General features: G+C 68.5%; 14 protein-coding genes. 8 read left to right on the plus strand and 6 right to left on the minus strand.

Features of this window, described 5'->3' with window-relative positions:
• The first annotated feature begins 38 nt into the window (after positions 1-38).
• Positions 39-1,688, plus strand: coding sequence for a sensor histidine kinase (locus IE246_RS14865; protein ID WP_189990939.1), 1,650 nt, complete (start codon positions 39-41; stop codon positions 1,686-1,688).
• 7 nt (positions 1,689-1,695) lie between these two features.
• On the opposite strand, the gene IE246_RS14870 is transcribed toward IE246_RS14865, so the two are convergent.
• The gene (locus IE246_RS14870; RefSeq protein WP_189990941.1) at positions 1,696-2,532 is read right to left on the minus strand and encodes a ferritin-like domain-containing protein; all 837 of its coding nucleotides are present in this window, start codon (positions 2,530-2,532) and stop codon (positions 1,696-1,698) included.
• Between the two features lie 260 nt (positions 2,533-2,792).
• The gene (locus tag IE246_RS14875; RefSeq protein ID WP_189990943.1) at positions 2,793-4,295 is read right to left on the minus strand and encodes a DNA sulfur modification protein DndB; all 1,503 of its coding nucleotides are present in this window, start codon (positions 4,293-4,295) and stop codon (positions 2,793-2,795) included.
• A 430-nt stretch (positions 4,296-4,725) separates the two neighbouring features.
• Here IE246_RS14875 and IE246_RS14880 point away from each other — a divergent pair, with 430 nt between their 5' ends.
• Positions 4,726-5,067, plus strand: coding sequence for a helix-turn-helix domain-containing protein (locus IE246_RS14880; RefSeq protein WP_189990945.1), 342 nt, complete (start codon positions 4,726-4,728; stop codon positions 5,065-5,067).
• A gap of 15 nt (positions 5,068-5,082) precedes the next feature.
• On the opposite strand, the gene IE246_RS14885 is transcribed toward IE246_RS14880, so the two are convergent.
• Entirely contained in the window at positions 5,083-5,565 is a 483-nt protein-coding gene (locus IE246_RS14885) for a YchJ family protein (RefSeq protein ID WP_189990946.1), read from the minus strand.
• A gap of 164 nt (positions 5,566-5,729) precedes the next feature.
• Here IE246_RS14885 and IE246_RS14890 point away from each other — a divergent pair, with 164 nt between their 5' ends.
• The 6 genes from IE246_RS14890 to IE246_RS14915 all read left to right on the plus strand — a co-directional run bounded on the left by IE246_RS14890 (position 5,730) and on the right by IE246_RS14915 (position 10,742).
• Positions 5,730-6,569: a universal stress protein gene (locus IE246_RS14890; protein WP_189990948.1), complete on the plus strand. Its 840-nt coding sequence runs from the start codon at positions 5,730-5,732 to the stop codon at positions 6,567-6,569.
• 193 nt (positions 6,570-6,762) lie between these two features.
• A complete protein-coding gene (locus tag IE246_RS14895; protein WP_189990950.1) occupies positions 6,763-8,169 on the plus strand; it encodes a M20/M25/M40 family metallo-hydrolase in 1,407 nt (468 codons plus the stop codon).
• 5 nt (positions 8,170-8,174) lie between these two features.
• The gene (locus IE246_RS14900) at positions 8,175-8,795 is read left to right on the plus strand and encodes a 2'-5' RNA ligase family protein (protein ID WP_189990952.1); all 621 of its coding nucleotides are present in this window, start codon (positions 8,175-8,177) and stop codon (positions 8,793-8,795) included.
• Between the two features lie 112 nt (positions 8,796-8,907).
• Positions 8,908-9,681 (plus strand): SDR family NAD(P)-dependent oxidoreductase, encoded by a 774-nt coding sequence (locus IE246_RS14905; RefSeq protein ID WP_189990955.1) that lies wholly within the window; start codon positions 8,908-8,910, stop codon positions 9,679-9,681.
• A gap of 186 nt (positions 9,682-9,867) precedes the next feature.
• On the plus strand, positions 9,868-10,233 hold the full coding sequence (locus tag IE246_RS14910; protein WP_189990957.1) for a hypothetical protein: 366 nt from the start codon (positions 9,868-9,870) through the stop codon (positions 10,231-10,233).
• A 5-nt stretch (positions 10,234-10,238) separates the two neighbouring features.
• A complete protein-coding gene (locus tag IE246_RS14915; RefSeq protein WP_189990959.1) occupies positions 10,239-10,742 on the plus strand; it encodes a hypothetical protein in 504 nt (167 codons plus the stop codon).
• Here IE246_RS14915 and IE246_RS14920 read toward each other — a convergent pair.
• The 3 genes from IE246_RS14920 to IE246_RS14930 all read right to left on the minus strand — a co-directional run bounded on the left by IE246_RS14920 (position 10,623) and on the right by IE246_RS14930 (position 15,259).
• Positions 10,623-11,402, minus strand: coding sequence for a hypothetical protein (locus tag IE246_RS14920; RefSeq protein WP_189990960.1), 780 nt, complete (start codon positions 11,400-11,402; stop codon positions 10,623-10,625). The two genes, IE246_RS14915 and IE246_RS14920, sit on opposite strands and share 120 nt — an antisense overlap.
• Positions 11,403-11,641: 239 nt before the next feature.
• A protein-coding gene (gene prfB / locus IE246_RS14925; RefSeq protein ID WP_189990962.1) for a peptide chain release factor 2 occupies positions 11,642-12,773 on the minus strand; the annotation gives its coding sequence in 2 pieces (ribosomal slippage) (positions 11,642-12,703 and positions 12,705-12,773; 1,131 coding nt in all).
• A gap of 35 nt (positions 12,774-12,808) precedes the next feature.
• Complete coding sequence (locus IE246_RS14930) at positions 12,809-15,259, minus strand: penicillin-binding protein 1A (RefSeq protein ID WP_189990964.1); 2,451 nt, start codon at positions 15,257-15,259, stop codon at positions 12,809-12,811.
• Positions 15,260-15,413: the final 154 nt, after the last annotated feature.

Below are 15,413 nucleotides of genomic sequence, written 5' to 3' on the forward strand. Positions count from 1 at the left end.
ACGAAATGACAGCCCGACGAGCGATCCTTCCAACCACCATGGCGTTCGGATCGCCGGCCAGCGACGAACCACCGTCGTCGGGGCCGCCGAACCAGGGCTGGGGGGCAGCGACTGTCGGCGACGCGAGCCGGTCGCGCCCGGCCGCGCTCGGCTCGCGCCTGGCCGCCGACCCCCTGGCGAATCCCCGGCTCTGGGGCTTTCCGATCGCCCTGACCGGCATTCTGCTGGTCATCGCCTATTTCGATTTTCTGACGTTCCACACCCTGGCGGAGTTCTTCGCGATCTCGGTCGCCTTGGTGATGTTCTCGTTCTCCTGGTATACCAGCGACTTCAGCCGGAACCGGTTCCTGCTGTTCCTGGCCAGCGGGTACTTCTGGGTCGCGGTGCTCGATCTGGCGCACGCCCTGACCTACAAGGGCTTGGCGATCCTTCCTTACACTGGCACGAACGCAACCTCGCAGTTCTGGATCGTCACCCGGTATTTCGAATCCGTTCTGCTGTTGCTTGCGCCGATCCTCGCCGGCCGGGCGTTACGCAAGGAGTGGCTGTTCGCCGCGAACGGGGTGATCGCGGTCGGCCTCGGCGCCTGGGTGGTGTCGGGCCACATGCCGGACACCTATGTCGAGGGTACCGGGCTCACCCCCTTCAAGATCTACAGCGAGTACGTGATCATCGCCGTGCTGATCGCCGCGGTCGTCGCCCTCCTGACCTACCGCCGGACGCTGCTGGATCGCGAGGAGGCGACGATCCTGATCGCGTCCGTGCTGCTCACGATCGCCGCCGAACTGGCGTTCACCGTCTATGACGACCCGTACGGGCTCGCCAACCTGGTCGGTCACGTCTTCAAGCTGTTCTCGTTCTGGATGATCTTCCAGGCGATCGTCGCCAGCAGTCTGCGCCGGCCCTACCTGGACCTGCAGGACGCCCTGGAGGTCGCGCGCGAGAGCCGGCGCTCGGCCGAGCAGGCCAACCAGGCCAAGTCCGACTTCCTGTCGATGATGAGCCACGACCTGCGGACGCCACTGAACGCGATCATCGGCTTCAGCGACATGATGCGGCACGAGACCCTCGGCCCGCTCGGCAATCCGAAATACGCCGAGTACACCGAGGCGATCCGCAAGAGCGGCGCCCAGCTCGTCGACCTGATCAACGACATCCTCGACGTCTCGAAGATCGAGAGCGGCAGCTACGAGCTCGACGAGGAGCTCATCGAGCTCCGGCCGCTGCTGTCCGAGATCTGCCTCGGCTACGATCGCGACACGCCGCTCGGCCGCCATGCGATCCGCCTCGACATCCCGGCCGATGCGCCGCGCCTGCGGGCCGAACGCCGCGCGCTGTCGCAGATCGCCACCAACCTGATCGGCAACTCGGCCAAGTTCAGCGAGCCCGGCAGCGAGATCGTGGTCTCGTGGGGCCCCCGCGGGGACGGCCGCTGGGCGCTCGGCGTACGCGACCGCGGGCGCGGCATCCCCGCCGACCGGATCCACCGGATCACCGAGCCTTTCGTCCAGGGCGACCCGCATGTCAGCCGCCGCCGTCAGGGCATCGGCCTGGGCCTGCACATCGTCCGGTTGCTGAGCGAGCTGCACGGCGCGGCGCTGCTGATCGAGAGCGTCGAGGGCGAGGGCACCGCGGTCCATGTGGAATTCCCGGCCGAGCGGATCGTCCGGGGGGCCGCGACCGCCTGACCGGCGATCAGCCGCGGCGCCGCCGCTGCTCGGCCTCGTACTCCTCGCCGAGCGGACCGTAGAACGCCGCCGAAAACCCGGCGGCCTCGCGGGCCGGGACGTTGAACGGCGGCTTGACCCCGCCGCGGAACCGGGCCCGCACGATCTGTTGCCAGGTCGCGACCGGCGCCAGCCCGCGCGCCGCGCACAGATGGTCGAACCAGCGCTTGCCGACCGCCACGTGGCCGATCTCGTCGTCGTGGATGACCTGCAGGATGTCGGCCGAGGCGTCGTCCCCGACCTCGCGCAGTTTCGCGATCATCGCCGGCGTCACGTCGAGGCCGCGCGCCTCCAGCACCAGCGGCACCACGGCGTGGCGGGCCAGCGGGTCGTCCATGGTCTCGACCGCCGCCTGCCACAGCCCGTCATGGGCCGGGAGATCGCCGTAGCGCGAGCCGAGCCGCTCCAGCCGGTCGGCCAGCAGCAGGAAGTGCTTGGACTCCTCGTCGGCCACCCGCACCCAGTCGTCGACATAGGCCCGCGGGAAGCCGGCCTCCGGGAACCGCGCCACCGCGTCCCACGACAGGTCGACCGCGTTCAGCTCGATATGGGCGAGCGCGTGCAGCAGCGCGATCCGGCCGGCCGGGGCCGCGGTGATCTTGCGCTTCTTCACTGCACGCGGCGGCAGCAGCGGCGGCGCGTCCGGCCGCGCCGGGCGGTCCGGCAGGTCGACGGCCAAGGGCATGGCGAGTTCGCCGGCCCGCCACGCCGCCGCGACCGCGCGCCCGGCCTCGGCCTTGGCCCGGGCGTCGGCGGTCAGCAGCACCGCGCGGGCGGCGGTGGCGATGTCGGAGGTACGGTCCATGGGGAGGGTGTGCGGCGCAGCGGCGGCGGCGTCAACCGCGACGATCAGCCGTGGCGCCCCTGGCGGGAACGCAGACGCGTACCGGTCAGTGACGTTGGTTTACTGTTTGATACGGACCATGGAATCAAGGCCGATATAGAACCTCAAGTGAGGCAGCCCGGCACGCGCACCTGAACGCCGATGAACTGATCGGAACGCTCGAACAAAAAGCAGAAGGGGCTGCAGATTTCCCTGCAGTCCCTTCCGCCAGAGTACTGATATTAGGCCGCTTCGGTTCGATTTTCCTCGATCTGATCGAAGATCTTCTTCAAGGCGGCCCGGATCGGGAAGTTGAGCTTCCACCTGATGATGTCGCCGAGGTGACGGGCAACATCCCGGCTGTTACTGGCGAACCGCATGACCTTGGCTTTTTCGTCCCACGTGCCGACAGTCAAGTTGGCGAAGCCGCTCTCCGGCGGGGTAATCGCCGCACTGATACCGGGGCAGACCGCTTCGCGCTCCGCCTTGCTCATCTCGAAGACCCGCCACATCGGATTGGTGTGCGCGAAGTCGATCTCGCCGTTCTCCAGTGCAGTCAGCAGCCGCTCCAGATGCTGCGGATCAGCCTCGCGCGAGTCGTGGAAGGTGTACACAAGCGTGCAAAGCCCCTTCAGCACAACTGGCGCGGCCAGGATGGTCTTCGTGTTCGATCCAGGCTCGCCGAAGTGCGGCTGATTGTTTACGGCGCTCCAGAACCGCCGGCCGAGTTCGACATGGTTGTTGACCTTCGTCGCCATGACCTTCTTGGGATCGGACTTGCCGTCAAAGAGCATGGCATTGGCTGCAACAAGATCCTTGCGCGAGATGCTCCCATCATTTCTGTTCCAGACGTGAGCCGTGTCGTGATCAACGACGGTCGCGCGGATGAGTCCCTCGCCCTCAAGAACTCGGGACACGAACTGATTGACCGGATTCGCGGCATCGAATTTCTGCGCGACGCTCCGTTCGACCGGCTTCGCGAGGTTGTTCAGGTCGTGGAAGAGCTGCCGTTCTTGCTTGGCGGTCAACCCGAGGTGCACCTGAATGTCGACCGTGCAGGATGTCTTGGCAGCCTGTAGTGCAAGTCCCCAGACGTCGGCCTCCTGTGGCGAGACCTCGAGCGAATTGTGGGCCGGCAGGAACAGCCCCTTCTTCGGGTATCGGTGCGTGCTCAGTACTGACTTCAAGAAGTCGAACACGATGTCCATGGCCGCTCGACGGTGCTGACCGTCGACGACCCAGAGAATGTGCGACTGATTCAAGAACACGATGGTCCCACTGCCGTCCACCTGGCGAACCCGAAGGTCCGTTCCGTTCGGCCGGCAATTCCGGATGTTCGCCACGATCCCGGCCATACCCTGATATGGCTGATCCCCCAGATCGTTGACCAGCCGCTCATGCGCTTCGCTGATCCCATTGCCGGCCTCGACCTGCATGATCTTCGCGTGCTTCACCAGGCCCTTCAGTAGATAGGTCGCGATCCCCTTGGCGTGGCTCATGTCCAGCTTCCGTTGCGCCACCTCGGAGCTATCACCGCCTCGCTCGGCAATCGCCCTCTCGTTCGCGACCTCGGACAGGTCAAAGAACCGATGCATTGGCAGCGTCATATTGAGCGTGGTGTGACCAAGATTGCGGCCCAGCATCACCCGGAACGGCTCGCCATGCGACTCGCTGGCACCGAAGAGGTCGCCCAGCGTCTGCTCGGGCGCAATAGAGCTATTGACCTCGACATCACTCGGAGACATCCGGCAACTCCTTCAGAAATTGGCCCGGACCATCCGAGCACATGCTCGAAAAATGGACAATATATGACGCCTGGTCAATGAAAAAATGTGCCAGGCGCAAATTTTGATCAATCATAGCAAAATCTCGTTCGGCCAGGCCGATGATAATGCGTGAGACGCAGAAGGATGCACCACCTCGCCTGCCGATGCACACGGCGGCCACGCCGAGACATACGGTTCGCACGGAGACCAAGGGTTTTCGGAGCAGACGGCGACCTGCAAACCTCAGGAGTCGAGGTACAGCCCCGGGTACATCCGAGGTACAGCAAAGCCGCAAATCAGCAGACGCGAGGACTCCTAACCATCTGATATCGGTTGAAAGAGAGGGAAAGTGGTAGAGCGCAACGATCCTCCTCGGCTCCACCGATCCCGATCGTGTACCTTATCCCGTATGCGCCCCCGATCTGACACGACCGTCACCGCCTCCAGCGGCAACGTGTTCGCCGACCTCGGCTTCGCGAATGCCGAGCTGGAGCTGGCGAAGGCGCGGATGGTGCAGACCATCGCCGACGAGATCGAGCGCCGCGGCCTGTCGCAGCGCGAGGCCGGGACAATCATCGGCCTGCCGCAGCCGAAACTGTCGACCCTGCTGCGCGGCCACTGGTCGAGCTACAGCCTGGACCGGCTGGTGCGGTTCACCACGCTGCTCGGGCTCGACGTGACCGTCCGGATCGAGCGGGCCGGCGACGCCGCCTCGGACGACAAGCCGGGGCACCTGACGGTCGCCGCCTGACCGCATCCACGCCGCTCACGCCCCGCAGCACTTCTTGTATTTCTTCCCCGACCCGCAAGGGCACGGGTCGTTGCGGCCGACCTTGGCGGCCCGGCGCGGCTGGTCCACGACGCTGACCTGCCCGTCGACGTAGACCCAGCGGCCCCGCTCGCGCCGGAACCGGGAGACCTCGCGGAGCACGTGCGACCGGCCGCCCTCCCGGTGATGTGCCGCGAACTCGACGGTGCCGGCCTCGTCGGCGGCGCCGCCGCCGCTGGTCGCCAGGATCTCCAGGCCCGTCCACTCGACCGCCCGGGCCGTGCTCTCGGCCCGCCGCCGGTCGAACCCGAGCCGCGTCTCGGCGGCCTGGGTCCGCTCGATGTGGTCGAGGTCCTGCAGGACGTAGGCGGTGTAGCGCGAGCGCATCAGCGCCTCGGCGGTCGGGGCCGGGGCACCGGCGAGGATCGGCCCGCAGCACGCCGCCAGGCTGGCGCCGGAACCGCAGGGGCAGGGTTGCATGGACGGTGGCCTCCTTCGTCGACGGCTCGCGGGAGCGGCGTCGCGGACCATAGCAGCCCGGCGGTTCCGCCCCTCCCCCACTGATTCATGTCAATGCTACTCTCCCACGCAAGGTGATTGCTTAGCGGCCGACGGACAGGGTCCGCGAGACAAGGGAGAGCTCAATGGCTTACAAGAACCTTCTGGTCCACCTGGACCCCTCCAAGTCGTCTGCCAAGCGCGCGGACGCCGCGGTCGCCCTGGCGGCCAAGCACGGCGCCCACCTCACGGCGCTGGCGGCCGCCCCGACCCCGTCGGTCCCGTCCTACGTCGAAGCCCAGATCCCGGCCGCGGTGTTCGAGCAGGCCCGTGCCGCGCTGATGGAGGGCCTGGACGAGATCGGCGCGACCTTCGAGAAGAAGGCCAAGGCCGCCGGCATCTCCTACGAATTCCGCAAGGAGCTGGCGCAGGAGCCGCTGGCCGACCTGATCTCGCGCCACAGCCGCTACGCCGACCTGGCGATCCTCGGGCAGTCCGACCCCGACGACCCGATGTCGGCCGACCCGGAGCTCAGCGAGGACGTGATCCTGGCCTGCGGCCGGCCGGTGCTGATGATCCCGTACATCGGCGTCATGCAGGAGCCCGGCAAGAAGATCGTCGTCGCCTGGGACGCCGGCCGCGAGGCCGCCCGCGCCGTCAACGACGCGATGCCGCTGCTGGAGGCGGCCGACCAGGTCGTGGTGCTGATCGTCAACCCGAAGCGCGGCGCCTCGGCGCACGGCGCCGAGCCAGGCGCCGACATCGGCACCCACCTGGCCCGCCACGGGGTGAAGGTCGACGTCAAGGTGTACACCCAGCGCGACCTGTCGGTGGCCGACGTCATCCTGTCGCGGATCTCCGACGAGGGCGTCGACATGGTGGTGATGGGCGCCTACGGGCACGCCCGGCTGCGCGAGATGGTGCTGGGCGGCGTGACCCGCGAGATGTTCCGCTCGATGACCGTGCCGCTGTTCATGTCGCACTGACCCTCATGTCGCACTGACCGCCCGGTCGCACCGACCGGCTTCGCGCCCGCCCGGGCCAAGGTCACGGGCGGGCGCATCCGGGCTTCCCTCCGCCGCCGGATTTCGGCACTGTCGCGGCCTGTGATCCCATCGGGGCCGCGGGCGCGCTGGCGGCCGCGATCCGCCCCGGCAGTCAGGCAGCGAGGAGAAGGCCATGGGCACCCGCGAGGCGGCGATCGAGGCGGTTGAGCGGTATTTCGATTCCGGCGGCTTCCGCGACGAACTGGCCGCCCGGGTGGCGGTCCAGAGCTCGTCCCGCGAGGAGGAGCACGGCAAGGACCTGCGGGCCTATCTGGAAGAGCTGATGGCGCCGCGCTTCGAGGCCATGGGCTTCGAGGTCGCGATCCACGCCAACCCGGCGCTGCCGCGCGCGCTGTTCCTGGTGGCCAAGCGGGTCGAGGACCCGGCGCTGCCGACCCTGTTCTGCTACGGCCACGGCGACACCGTCCCCGGCGAGGAGGGGCGCTGGAAGCAGGGCCGCGACCCGTGGACGCTGGACGTCGCCGCCGACGAGCGCTGGGGCGAGCGCTGGTACGGCCGCGGCACCGCCGACAACAAGGGCCAGCACGCCATCAACATGGAAGCGCTGCGCCACGTCCTCGAGACCCGGGGCCGGCTCGGCTACAACGTCACCTTCCTGATCGAGATGGCCGAGGAGATGGGCTCGCCGGGGCTGCGCGAGTTCTGCACGGCCCACAAGGACGCGCTGCGGGCCGACCTGCTGATCGCCTCCGACGGGCCGCGCCTGCGCGCCGAGCTGCCGGACATGAAGCTCGGCACCCGCGGGGTGATGAACTTCCGGCTGCGCCTGGAGTACCGCGAGGGCGGTCACCACTCCGGCAACTGGGGCGGGCTGCTGGCCAACCCGGCCGTGGTGCTGATGCACGCCATCACCTCGATCATCGACCGCGACGGCCACGTGAAGCTGCAGGCGATCAAGCCGGAGCGGATGCCGAACTCGGTGCGCGCCGCGCTCGGCAACATCGAGGTGGTGCCGGGACCGGACGATCCGGCGATCGACCCGTGGTGGGGCGAGCGCGGCTTCACCGCGGCCGAGAAGGTGTTCGGCTGGAACACCTTCGAGGTGCTGTCGTTCATCAGCGGCAACCCCGACAAGCCGCAGAACGCCGTGCCGCCGTTCGCCGAGGCGGTCTGCCAGATCCGCTTCGTGGTCGACACCGACCCCGACACCTTCCTGCCGGCGATCCGCAAGCACCTGGCCGACCAGGGCTACGAAGGCATCGAGATCGACGGCATGCGCCAGGAGATCATGCGGGCCTCGCGGCTCGATCCCGACCATCCGGCGGTCGGTTGGGCGCAGCGCTCGATCGAGAAGACCCTCGGCGTCAAGCCGGGGGTGATCCCGAACTCCGGCGGCTCGCTGCCCAACGACATCTTCCTCGACCTGCTCGGCATGCCGACCATCTGGGTGCCGCACAGCTATCCCGGCTGCTCCCAGCACGCCCCGGACGAGCACGTTCTGGCGCCGCTGATGCGCGACGGGCTGCGCATGGCGACCGGACTGTTCTGGGACCTGGGCGAGAACTTCCCCAGGGCCTGACGGCGATGCCGGCGGGTCGGCCGCCGACGCGGGAGCTGCCGTTCGGCGCCGCCTGCTATGCCGTGAACCTGCAGATCCGGCCGCCGGACGCCACCCGTGCCGCGCTGGTCGATCTGCGGGCGCGGATGGCGGCAGCGACCGGCCTGGCCATGCACTTCGCGCCGGCCGAGACGCTTCACCTGACGGTGTTCTCGATCGTCTACGTCCGGGCGGTCTACCCGACGCCGCCGGAGACCGTCTGGGCCAGCCTCGAACATCCGGTGCGCGCTGCGCTCGAGGCGACGGCGCGCGATACCGCGCCGTTCACGCTGGCCTTCGACCGAGCCGGACTGCGCGGCGACGCGGTGATCGTCCAGGCGGAGCCGGATCCGCGGCTGGAAGCGATCCGCGACCGGGTCGAGTTCGCCATCGCGGGCATCGCCCCGGTGTTTCGGGCCACCACTACGCACGCGACCGTCGCCCGGCTGGCGGAGCCGGTCGCGGAGCCATCGGTGGCTCCGCTCGGCACTTGGCTCGACGGCCCGGCCCTGACCTGGCCGATCGACGAATTGCGGTTGGTGCTGGAGACCCGTTACCCGGCGCTCGAGGAGACCTTGCTCGGCCGGTACTCGCTGGCCGGCACCTGAGCCCGGGCAGGTCGGCATCGCGTCGACCGGCGATGGCTGTCGTGCCGCGCCGCCGGTTGGTGCCGCGCCGGAGGACAATTAGCTTCTCGCCGAACCGCTACAGGAGGATGCCATGGACCTGAAGATCGCCGGCCGTCGCGCGCTCGTGACCGGAGCGAGCACGGGGATCGGGCGCGCTATCGCCCTGGGGCTGGCCGCCGAAGGCGTGCACCTCGCCGTCTCCGCGCGCAACGAGGCCAAGCTGAACGCCCTCGCCGACGAGATCGCCGCGACCGGGGCGCCTCGCCCCGTCGTCGTCATCGCCGACATCGCGTCCGCCGATGGAGCCGCAAGCGCAGTCGACGCAACCCTTCGGCAACTGGGCCCCGTCGACATCCTGATCAACAACGCCGGCGCCTCGCGGCCCCGGGACTCCGCCAACGCCGGCCTGACCGAGGACGAGTGGTGGGCGGAGTCGTTCGCGCTCAACTTCACGGCCGCCCGCCGGATCACCGACGGCCTGGTGCCGGCCATGAAGGCTGCCGGGTGGGGCCGGATCGTCACCCTGACCGGGGCGCTGACGCAACCGGGCGTCAACGCCGCGGGGCCGGCGAAGGCGGCGCTGTGGAGCTGGTCGCGCAGCCTGTCGGCCCAGCTCGCGCCGCACGGCATCACCGTGAACTGCATCGCGCCCGGCCGAATCAACACGCCGCAGATCGTCGAGCGCCTGTTCCCGACCGATCAGGCACGGCAGGCCGAGATCGAGCAGCGGATCCCGATGGGCCGGTTCGGCGAACCCGAGGAACTGGCGGCGCTGGCGGTGTTCCTGTCGTCGGAGATCGCCGGCTACATCACCGGCACCCAGGTCCCGGTCGACGGCGGCATGATCCGGATGGCCCTGCCCTGAGGCGGGAAACGCAACGATCGCGCGCACTGCCCACCCCATTCTCGGCGGCGGAACTTTCCGCTCGCCGCAATTGAGATTCGACGGACATCGAACGACCGTGTATACAACCAACGCTGGTCATCAGTCGGGATCGATCCAGATATGCCTTCGAATGTCGTTCCTCTCCGGCGGGTCGAGTCGGTCCGCATGAGCTTCCTGCGGATGGGAGCTGCCGGACAGAGCCTGCAGGCGGCGTTGGCGACCTGGTTCGACCTGCTGCATAAACGGTCGCCGGAAGATCGCGAAGCCTGTATCCTCGATATGCGAGAGATCGTGAACGATCGCAGCGTCGTGTTTGCCCGGTCCGGATCGACGGTGTGGGACGAGGCGATCCTCGTGGGGAACGACTTGACGCGGACGCACGAGGCGATCGCGGCCGAAACCCTCCGAGTGGTGAGCCTAGCGACGCCGATCGCCTTCACCCACGAATGGGGCCTCGACCAGTCCGTGAATTCGCTGGTGCTGCCGTTCGGTCATCCCCATCAGGTCGTGGTGGTGCTGTTCGACTGGTGAGGCCTATGTCGGTGCGTGTCTACTCGGGTCTGGGAGAGGTGACCCGGGCGCGGTTCATGGGCACCGACGGCTTCGTGGTCGGGCCCGACACGCCGTTGATCCGGCTGTTCCGGACCTGGGAGGACCGCCGCCGCGGACCGCTGCTCTACGAGAACCAGGTCCTGCTGACGGACGCGTTGCTGGCCGAGCTGATCGGCTACATGCACATCGTCGACGTACAGTCCGACGCCCCCGACCGGTTCTTCTTCCAGAGTTACGGCTTCCGCGCGAAAGTGGCCGAGGCGGCGGACTTCACCGGTCGCCGCCTCGGAGAGATCCCCTGCCCCGGCTATCGTTCCTTCGTCCAGGACTCCTACTCGATGGTGAAGGCCTCGGGCACCCCGGCCCTGTCACGCATCGCCACCACCCACCTGGACTACGCGGGGACGTACCACCGGCTCGTGTACCCGCTGACCGACGATGGTCGCAACGTCACGCATCTGGCAGTCGCCGTCTGTCATCCGGATTAGGTCCTCCTCGAACTGGGCGGCGATCTGCTCCCGGTCGATGTGGATGACGAACACCCGCGCGTTGCCGCGAACCGGTGGAAAATAGCCCTCGACCACCATGTGCGACTCCGGGAACCCGTAGGCCTGGGCCGACAGGCCGGAGTCGTGGATGCCTTCGAACACCAGCCCGCAGTGCCGGTCGACGCTCCAGTTGATGATCGAGAGCGCCCGGACCAGCCGCGGCAGCAGCCAGGACAGGCCGTCCTTCCGGCGTCGCGGGTGCACCCACAGGCCGCCGGCATGCCCGACCCGGCCGGCGTAGCGGCCGACCGGCAGGGACGGCAGCATCTCGGGCTGATCGCCCTCGCCCGGGTGCGCATACCAGACATGGCCGGTCGCGATCTCCCGGGCGATGAAGTCGTCGGTGGTGAACAGCCGGTCGGCGATGCAGGCCGCCACCCCCACGTCGTCGTTGAGCTGCAGCCAGAACGCCTCGTTCGGCTTCAGGTCGCTGTGGGCCGGGTCGAAGGTGGGATTGACGATGCCGATCTTCGGGGCGGAACGCAGCAGCGCCGCCCAGCCGCTGAGGTCGAAGTTCAGGGAAAGCCGGTAGCCGGAGCGCTGCAGCAGGCCGATCGACTCCGTCATGTAGCGCTGAGCAAGTTCGAGATGGCTGGTCATGACCAAACTCCCCACAAGGTTTTGTAGAAAGCATGATCATACACCACTTGATTTTGGCCGAGATGGGATTGCGCGACCCGCGGGAAAGCCGGCCCGGCGAGCCTTTCTCCGGCCGTGACCGATCCCCCCGTGCCGGGCCGGAGCGAGCGATCGCGAGGCGACTCGGAACCTGCCCGTCGCCGACGAAAAAGGCCGGGCACAGGGCCCGGCCTCTCGCAGGATCGCCATGCGGCTCGGGGCTACGACGCCGCGGCCGAGTCACCGTCGCGGGTCATGCCGACCTTCGACGCCAGCGACGCTTCCAGAAAGTCGTCGATGTCGCCGTCCAGCACCGCGGTCGGGTTGCCCGACTCGACGCTGGTGCGCAGGTCCTTGACCATCTGGTAGGGCTGCAGCACGTAGGACCGGATCTGGTGGCCCCAGCCGATGTCGGACTTGGTGGCCTCGGTCGCCGCCGCCGCCTCTTCCCGCCGCTGCAGTTCGGCCTCGTACAGCCGGGCCTTCAGCATGTTCATGGCGGTGTCGCGGTTGCGGTGCTGCGACCGGTCGTTCTGGCACTGCACGACGATGCCGCTGGGCATGTGGGTGATGCGCACCGCCGAGTCGGTCCGGTTGACGTGCTGGCCGCCGGCGCCCGACGCGCGGTAGGTGTCGATCTTGAGGTCCTTGTCCTCGATCACGATGTCGATCGAGTCGTCGATCACCGGATACACCCAGGCGCTGGAGAAGCTGGTGTGCCGGCGGGCCTGGCTGTCGTATGGCGAGATCCGGACCAGCCGGTGCACGCCGCTCTCGGTCTTCAGCCAGCCATAGGCGTTGTGGCCGGTGATCTTGACGGTCGCCGACTTCAGGCCGGCCTCCTCGCCCTGGCTCTCTTCCAGCCACTCGACCTTGTAGCCGTGCCGCTCGGCCCAGCGGGTGTACATACGCAGCAGCATCTCGGCCCAGTCCTGGGCCTCGGTGCCGCCGGCGCCGGCGTGCACTTCGAGATAGCAGTCGTTGGCGTCGGCCTCGCCCGAGAGCAGGCTCTCGATCTGCATCTTCTCGGCCTTGGCGCGGATCGCCTCGAGATCCTTCTCGGCCTCGGCCACGATGGCATCGTCGCCCTCGGCCTCGCCGAGCTCGATCAGCGCGAGCGCGTCGTCGAAGCCCTGGGTCATGGCCTTGACCTCGCCCAGCTGCTTCTCCAGGCGCGTCCGCTCCTGCATCAGCTTCTGCGCCCGGTCAGGGTCGTCCCAGAGCGACTGGTCCTGGGTCAGCGCATCGAGTTCGGACAGTCGGGTAACCGCGGCATCCCAGTCAAAGATGCCTCCTCAGCAGCTCGATCGACTGCTTGATCTCTTCGGCGGTCGCGGTGGTTTCCGCGCGCATGGCGCTCTCCGTCACGCGGGTTGGTCAGGGACGCCTTAATAGAGGCCGGAACCGCCGGTCGCAACAGGCGGCCGCGGAGCGGTGCCGACGCTCGCCTCGCCGCCGCCCCCGGCGACCGGCACGCCGCCGTCCAGGACCGCCGGCACGCCGGTCGGCTCGGTGCCCGGCTTGAACGCCTCCAGGATCGCGCCGCGCGCCCCCGGGGCGGCGCGCATGCCGGTGTCGTGGTCGACCCACACCAGCCGGATCCCGGGCGGGATCCGGAAATCCACGATCGGCCGGTCCTTCAGCGCCTCGCCCATGAACAGCTTGAAGATCGGCGCGGCGACGCTGGAGCCGGTGTCGTGCGCACCGAGCGTCCGGGGCTGGTCGAAGCCGACGAACACCCCGACCGCCAGGTTCGGCGAGAACCCGACGAACCAGGTGTCGACGTTGTCGTTGGTGGTGCCGGTCTTGCCGGCCAGCGGCCGCCCCAGCTCGGCGATCCGCCGCCCGGTGCCGCGCTGCACGACGCCCTCCAGCATCGAGACCACCTGGAAGGCCGAGGCCGGGTCGACCAGCTGCGCCCGGGTATCCGGGATCGCCGGCGGCGGCCCGCCGTTCCAGGCCGGCTCGCCGCAGCCCTCGCACGGGCGGTCGTCGTGCTTCCACAGGGTCCGGCCGTGCCGGTCGACGACGCGGTCGATCAGGCTCGGCTCGATCTTCTTGCCGCCGTTCACCAGCATGCCGTAGGCCGCGGTCATCTGCAGCAGCGTGGTCTCGCCGGCGCCCAGCGAGTAGGACAGGTGCGGCTGCATGCCCTCGACCACGCCGAACCGCTCGGCGTAATCGACCACCTTCTCCATGCCGATGGTCTGGGCCAGCCGCACGGTCATCAGGTTGCGCGAATGCTCGATGCCGATCCGCATCGGGGTCGGGCCGTAGAACTTGTTGGTGTAGTTCGCCGGCTTCCACTTGCCGAGGCCGGCGCCCTGGTCGATCACGAACGGCGCGTCGAGGATCTGCGTGTTCGGGGCGTAGCCGGAGTCAAGGGCCGCCAGGTAGACGAACGGCTTGAACGCCGAGCCTGGCTGCCGCTTGGCCTGGGTGGCGCGGTTGAACTCGCTCATCTTGGCGTCGTAGCCGCCACTCATCGCCAGCACCCGGCCGGTGTGCGGGTCGAGCGCGACGATGGCGCCGCCGACGTCCGGGATCTGGCGCAGCGCGTAGCTGCCGGGCGCCACCTCCTTGCCGTCCTCGTCGACGGTGACCGGCTCGACCGGCACCACGTCGCCCGGCTTCAGCACCTCGTCGACCGACCTGGGGGCCGGTCCGAAACGCTGGTCCTCCAGCCAGGTCCGGGCCCACTTCATTCCGGCGTACGGAATGCTCGCAAGCGAGCCGTCGGCGAAGCCGATCCTTGCCTCCTTGCCGTCCGACTTCAGGACCAGCGCCAGCCTCCACGCCCCGAGCCCCTTCGGGGGCTCGACCTTGGCGAGCGCATCGCCCCACCCGGGCTGCACCGGCACGGTCGCGACCGGCCCCCGCCAGCCGTGCCGGCGGTCGTACTCCTCGAGGCCCTGCCGCAGCGCGTTCTCGGCGATCACCTGCAGGTGCGGGTCGATGCTGGTGCGGACCGACAGGCCGCCCTCGTAGAGCGCGGTCTCGCCGAACCGCCGGAGCAGGTCGCGGCGCACCTCCTCGGCGAAATAGTCCGCCGACGCCACGTCGCTCGCCGTGTTGCCGTGGCTGACCAGCGGCTCGTTCACGGCGGTATCGGCTTCGGCCTGGCTGACGAAACCGTTGCGGCGCATCTGCTCGATCACCCAGTTGCGACGCTCGACCGCGGCCTTGTGGCGGCGGACCGGGTGGTAGTTGTTGGGCGCCTTGGGCAGCGCGGCGAGGAACGCCGCCTCGCCGATCGTCAGGGCCGACAGCGGCTTGTCGAAGTAGTTCAGGGCCGCCGCCGCCACGCCGTAGGACCCGTACCCGAGGTAGATCTCGTTGAGGTACAGCTCAAGGATCCGGTCCTTGCTGAGCGACCGCTCGATCCGGAAGGCCAGGATCGCTTCCTTGGCCTTGCGGTCGAGCGAGACCTCGTTGGTCAGCAGGAAGTTCTTCGCGACCTGCTGGGTGATCGTCGAAGCCCCGACCGGGCGGCGGCCGGTTCCGTAGTTGCGGATGTTGATGACGATCGCCGAGGCCAGGCTCACGAAGTCGACGCCGGGATGCTCGTAGAAGTTCTTGTCCTCGGCCGCCAGGAACGCCTTGATCACCCGCTTCGGGATCGCCTCGATCGGGACGAACACCCGCTCGTTGCGGGCGTACTCGGCCAGTAGGCGGCCGTCGCCGGCGTGCACCCGGGTGACCACCGGCGGCTCGTAGTCGGCCAGGTAGTCGTAGTCCGGCAGGCCCTTGCCGAAGTGATAGAAGCCGTACAGGACCGCGCCCGCACCGGCGATCGCCAGGATGAACACCGTCGCCAGGAGTCCCAGGAGCCACCGCATTCTGCGTCACGTCCCTTTGCCGGTTGGTCGCCGCCGGCCCGCCGATCCCCGCCCGTCGTCCTCACCCGCGGGAAATCTAGCAGATCGGACGGTCGACCGCATCGCTATCCCAGGATTGTGACGGAGCTGTGGTGATCGGGGCCGGGGCGCTCGG

The sequence above is a fragment of the Thalassobaculum fulvum genome, assembly GCF_014652915.1.
In the GTDB taxonomy this organism is placed as follows: domain Bacteria; phylum Pseudomonadota; class Alphaproteobacteria; order Thalassobaculales; family Thalassobaculaceae; genus Thalassobaculum_A; species Thalassobaculum_A fulvum.